General features: G+C 74.8%; 4 protein-coding genes. All 4 read left to right on the forward strand.

All coding sequences use genetic code 11. The features are described 5' to 3' along the window. The first annotated feature begins 36 nt into the window (after positions 1-36). The 4 genes from AOK22_RS34475 to AOK22_RS34490 all read left to right on the forward strand — a co-directional run bounded on the left by AOK22_RS34475 (position 37) and on the right by AOK22_RS34490 (position 5,309). Positions 37-1,530, forward strand: a complete 1,494-nt coding sequence (locus AOK22_RS34475) for a cryptochrome/photolyase family protein (RefSeq protein WP_055702655.1) — start codon at positions 37-39, stop codon at positions 1,528-1,530. Between the two features lie 95 nt (positions 1,531-1,625). Beyond that, positions 1,626-2,768 (forward strand): polyprenyl synthetase family protein, encoded by a 1,143-nt coding sequence (locus tag AOK22_RS34480; RefSeq protein ID WP_055702656.1) that lies wholly within the window; start codon positions 1,626-1,628, stop codon positions 2,766-2,768. Further along, the gene (locus AOK22_RS34485) at positions 2,765-4,327 is read left to right on the forward strand and encodes a phytoene desaturase (RefSeq protein ID WP_055702657.1); all 1,563 of its coding nucleotides are present in this window, start codon (positions 2,765-2,767) and stop codon (positions 4,325-4,327) included. The genes AOK22_RS34480 and AOK22_RS34485 overlap by 4 nt, the downstream gene beginning before the upstream one ends. Next, positions 4,314-5,309 carry a phytoene/squalene synthase family protein gene (locus AOK22_RS34490; protein ID WP_055702658.1) on the forward strand — a complete coding sequence of 332 codons (996 nt, stop codon included), beginning with the start codon at positions 4,314-4,316 and terminating at the stop codon, positions 5,307-5,309. Before AOK22_RS34485 ends, AOK22_RS34490 begins: the two co-directional genes overlap by 14 nt. The last annotated feature ends 59 nt before the right edge of the window (positions 5,310-5,368 follow it).

Consider the following 5,368-nt stretch of genomic DNA (forward strand, 5'->3'; position numbering starts at 1 on the left):
CGCCCGCCCCGCTCGCCTCGTACCGAGGAGCCCCTCATGCACTGGTTGTTCGGTGACCAGCTCGGCCCGCACTTCCTCACGCCGGGCGAGCACGGACCCGGCCGGGACACCCCGCTGCTCCTCGTCGAGGCCCGCTCGGTGTTCCGGCGGCGCCGGTTCCACCGGGCCAAGGCCCACCTGGTGCTGTCCGCCATGCGGCACCGCGCCGCCGAACTCGGCGACCGCGTGACCTACGTGCGCGCCGACACCTACCGGGAAGGCCTGGAGAAGGCGGCGCGCGGACGCCCGGTGACCGTCCATCACCCCACGTCGTACGCCGCCCTCCGCCTGGTGCGCGCCCTGCCGCGGGTCACCGTGGCGCCCGCGCGCGGGTTCCTGGTCCCCATGGCGGACTTCGCCGCGTGGGCCGACGGACGCGGTACGAGCCTGCGCCAGGAGGACTTCTACCGCTGGGTCCGGCGCGGGCACGACCTGCTGATGGACGGCGAACGGCCCGCCGGAGGCCGGTGGAACCTCGACCACGACAACCGCGAGCCGCCGCCGCGCGGCGCCACGACGCTGTCCGTCGACCGGCCCTACCGGCCGCGCGAGGACGACATCGACGAAGAGGTCCGCCACGACCTGGACCGCTGGGAGAAGGACGGTGACGTGTCCTTCGTCGGACGCGACGGACCCCGGCGGTTCGCCGCCACCCGCACCGAGGCACGCGCCGCGCTGGACCGCTTCGTCGAACGTCGCCTCACGACGTTCGGCCCGTACGAGGACGCGATGCTGGCCGCCGACCCCACGATGAGCCACAGCCTGCTGTCGGCCCCGCTCAACCTCGGCCTGCTCGATCCCGCCGAGTGCGTCGAGCGGGCGGACACCGAGTGGCGCGAGGGGCGGGCACCGCTGGGCAGCGTGGAGGGCTTCGTCCGGCAGATCGCCGGCTGGCGCGAGTACGTCTGGCAGCTGTACTGGTACTTCGGCGACGACTACCGGCACTCCAACGCCCTCGGCCACCGCGGGCGGCTGCCCGACTGGTGGAACGACCTGGACGCCGACGCCGTACCGGCGCGCTGCCTGAGCACCGTGCTCGCGCAGGTCCGCGACACGGGATGGACGCACCACATCCCGCGCCTCATGGTCCTCGGCAGCCACGCCCTCCAGCGCGGCTGGGACCCCGTCGCCGTCACGGACTGGTTCCACCGCTGCTTCGTGGACGGCTACGACTGGGTCATGGTGCCCAACGTGGTCGGCATGTCGCAGTACGCCGACGGCGGTCGGATGACCACCAAGCCGTACACATCGGGCGGTGCCTACATCAACCGCATGAGCGACCTGTGCGGGCCGTGCGTCCACCGGCCCACGGAACGCCTCGGCGAGCGCGCCTGCCCGTACACGGCCGGGTATTGGGCCTTCCTCGACCGGCACCGGGAACGGCTCGCCCGCAACCACCGCACCACCCAGGCGGTGCGTCAGCTGGAGCGGCTCACCGGAATCGAGGACGTCCGGCGGCAGGAACGCGCGCGCGGCGACGCACCGCCCTGAGACAGGCGCATCCTGCCTGAGACAGGCGCATCCGGGTCGGCGCACCCGGCGGAAAGAGAGGTGTGCAGGCGACCGAGCGCGAGGAAGGGTTGCACATGCTTGGACTCAGGCCGACACCGGCCGAACCGGCGGGACTCCGGGGCGACCCGCGCACCGCTCGCGGCGCGGCCACGTCCGTGGAGGACGTCCTGGACCGGGTCCTCGAGGCACGGCTCTCCCGGGCGCACGCCCTGGACCCGGTCTTCGCACGCGACGTGGCCGCACGCCTCGCCGCGTTCGCCGAGCGCGGCGGCAAACGGCTGCGCACCGCGTTCGCCTGGTGCGGCTGGCGGGCCGCGGGCGGCTCGGGCGACGCCACGGAACTGCTGCGGACCGGCGCCGCGCTCGAACTCGTCCAGGCGTGTGCCCTCGTGCACGACGACGTCATGGACGGATCGCCGCTGCGCAGAGGGGCACCGGCGATGCACAGGGAGTTGGCGCGATTCCACCGGGACGCGCACATGACCGGCTCGTCGCTGACCTTCGGCACGTCCGCGGCGGTGCTCGCCGGGGACCTGGCGCTGGTGTGGGCGGACGACCTCCTGACGGAGATCGCGCTCGGCTCGCCGCACGGCGCCCGCCTGCACCGCGAATGGGCCGCGATGCGCAACGAAATGGTCGCCGGGCAGTACCGCGACATCCACGCGCAGGCCACCGGGTCGTCCGGCGTCGACGAGGCGCTCACCATCGCCACACTCAAGAGCGCCCTGTACACGGTCGAGCGCCCGCTGGCCCTGGGCGCGGCCCTCACCGGCGCCGACGAGCACACCGCCGCCGCGCTGCGCTCCGCCGGGCGGTGCGTGGGGCTAGCCTTCCAGCTCCACGACGACCTGCTCGGCGCGTTCGGCGATCCCGCGCTCACCGGCAAACCGGTCGGCGACGACCTGCGCTCGCGCAAGCTCACCTATCTGCTGGCCGTCGCCGTGCGGCTCGCCGAGGCCGACGGCGACGAGGAGTCCGCCGCCGCGCTCGCGCCCGCCACGGCCCCCGTGACACCCGCCGACGAGCAGCGCATGCGGGCCGCCCTGGAGCGGACCGGGGCCCGTGCCCTGGTCGAGTCGAAGATCACCGACCTGGCGGCCGACGGGGTGCGGTACTTCGCGCGCACCGGCGCCGACCCTGGCGTACGGCACGAGTTCGCCGCGCTGGTCGCCCGCGCCTCGGGCGTCGCCCCGCACCGTCTGGAGGCGACCGGATGAGGACCGTGCCGGGCCGTACCGACCACGTGGTCGTCGTGGGAGCCGGGCTCTCCGGCCTCGCCTGCGCGCTCCATCTGCTGGGCGCCGGGCGCCGGGTCACGCTCGTCGAACGGGACGGGGGCCCGGGCGGCCGGGCCGGGCGCCTCGACCTCGACGGGTACCGGATGGACACCGGACCCACCGTGCTGACCATGCCGCACCTGGCCGACGAGGCCTTCGCCGCCGTCGGCGACAGCCTCGCCCGCCGTGTCGAACTGACGCCCCTTCACCCCGCCTACCGGGCCCGCTTCGCGGACGGCACCTCCCTGGACGTCCACACCGACGCGGAGGCGATGGAGGCGGAGGTGCGGCGCTTCGCGGGACCGGCCGAGGCGGCGGGCTACCGGCGCCTGCGGGACTGGCTCACCCGCCTCTACCAGGCGCAGATGAAGCGGTTCATCGACACGAACTTCGACTCGCCGCTCCAGCTCCTGCACCCGGACCTGGCACGCCTGGCGGCGCTCGGCGGCTTCGGGCGGCTGGACGGCCGCATCGGCCGCTTCCTCTCCGACGACCGGCTGCGGCGGGTCTTCTCCTTCCAGGCGCTGTACGCCGGAGTCGCGCCGGAACGGGCCCTCGCGGCGTACGCGGTGATCGCGTACATGGACACCGTGGCCGGCGTGTGGTTCCCCAAGGGCGGCATGCACGCGCTGCCCCGGGCCATGGCGGACGCCGCGGCCGACGCGGGCGCCGACCTCCGCTGGTCGGCCGAGGTGAGCGCGCTGGAACGCTCGGCCGGCCGGGTCCGGGCCGTGCGCCTGGCGTCGGGGGAGCGCATCAGCTGCGACGCCGTCGTCCTGACCTGCGAACTGTCCACCGCCCACCGGCTCCTGGGCCGGGCACCGCGTCGACCGGTGCCGCTGCGGCACTCGCCGTCCGCGGTGGTCCTGCACGTGGGTACCGACCGCACCTGGCCCGGCCTCGCCCACCACACGCTGTCCTTCGGCGGCGCCTGGAAGCGCACCTTCGACGAACTCACCCGCACCGGGGACCTGATGAGCGACCCCTCCCTGCTGATCACCCGGCCGACCACCCACGATCCGTCCCTCGCACCCCCGGGCCACCACGTGCACTATGTCCTGGCCCCCTGCCCGAACACCGCCATCGGCCCCTCGCCGACCACCTGGCGCGAGCTGGGGCCGCGCTACCGGGACACCCTGGTCGGCGAGTTGGAGCGCCGGGGACTCGACGGGTTCGGCGCCGCCATCCGCGCCGAGCACCTGGTCACCCCGCTGGACTGGACGGCCCAGGGCCATGCGGTCGGCAGCCCCTTCTCCGTCTCGCACACCTTCGCCCAGACCGGGCCCTTCCGCCCGCGCAACGTCGTGCGCGGCGTGGACAACGTCGTCCTCGCCGGCTGCGGGACCACTCCCGGAGTCGGCGTGCCGACCGTGCTCATCAGCGGCAAGCTCGCCGCGGCCCGCGTCACCGGAGCCGCCCCCGGCACCCGGCGCCGCGCCCAGGCGACCGCCGCTGTCACCTCCACCCCGAACCCGGCAGGTGCCGATGACCCGTCGTGAACTGGACGCCGCCGCGATCACCGATCCCGAGCTGCGCGCCGCCTACAGCCGCTGCCGGCGCCTCAACGCCCGCCACGGCAGGACCTACTTCCTGGCCACCCGTCTGCTGCCGCTGGAACGCCGCTCGGCCGTGCACGCGCTGTACGGCTTCGCGCGCTGGGCGGACGACATCGTGGACGACCTCGACCGCCGCGAGACACCGGACGAACGCGACCGGCTGCTGCGCCGACTGGAGAGCGACCTGGCGCGCGGGCTGCGCACCGCGGACGGCGACGAACCGGTCGTCCGCGCGGTGGCCGACACCGCCGAGCGCTACGCCATCGACCCCGTGCTGTTCGCCGACTTCCTCGCCTCGATGCGCGCCGACCTCACGGTGACCGACTACCCGACCTACGCCGACCTGCGCGCCTACATGCACGGCTCGGCCGCGGTGATCGGGCTCCAGATGCTGCCGGTCCTCGGCACGGTCGTCCCGCGTGCGCAGGCCGAGCCGCACGCGGCGGCCCTCGGCGTGGCCTTCCAGCTCACCAACTTCCTGCGGGACGTCGGCGAGGACCTCGACCGGGGCCGCGTCTACCTCCCCGCGGACCTGCTCGCCGCGCACGGCGTGGACCGGCCCCTGCTGGAGTGGAGCCGCCGCACCGGGAAGCGCGACCCGCGGATCCGCGCGGCGTTCGCCGCCGCCGACGCGATGACCCGGAACGTCTACCGGACGGCGGAGCAGGGCATCGACCTGCTCGACCCCCGGGTGCGGCCGTGCATCCGCACCGCGTTCACCCTCTACAGCGGCATTCTCGACGCGATCGCGGAGCAGGACTACGCCGTGCTGCACCGTCGGGCGATCGTCTCCCGGCGGCGGCGCGCGGCCGTCGCCGCGGCGGGAGCGGTGCGGGTGTGCCACGTCCGGTGGCGCGGGCGCGACCTGCCCCCGGCCCCCACGGAACACGGCGCGGCACTCGGACGGAAGGCACACGGACAATGATCGACCCAGGGGACAACACCGGCTGGACCCCGCCCCTGCGCAGGCGCCGGGGCCCCGGC

Origin of the sequence: Streptomyces silaceus (genome assembly GCF_001419745.1) — a bacterium.
Lineage (GTDB): Bacteria > Actinomycetota > Actinomycetes > Streptomycetales > Streptomycetaceae > Streptomyces > Streptomyces silaceus.

Excerpts from the sequence above, each read along its gene's own strand:
- AOK22_RS34475 (WP_055702655.1), top strand. The coding sequence starts at position 37 with ATGCACTGGTTGTTCGGTGACCAGCTCGGCCCGCACTTCCTCACGCCG.
- AOK22_RS34480 (WP_055702656.1), top strand. The coding sequence starts at position 1,626 with ATGCTTGGACTCAGGCCGACACCGGCCGAACCGGCGGGACTCCGGGGC.
- AOK22_RS34485 (WP_055702657.1), top strand. The coding sequence starts at position 2,765 with ATGAGGACCGTGCCGGGCCGTACCGACCACGTGGTCGTCGTGGGAGCC.
- AOK22_RS34490 (WP_055702658.1), top strand. The coding sequence starts at position 4,314 with ATGACCCGTCGTGAACTGGACGCCGCCGCGATCACCGATCCCGAGCTG.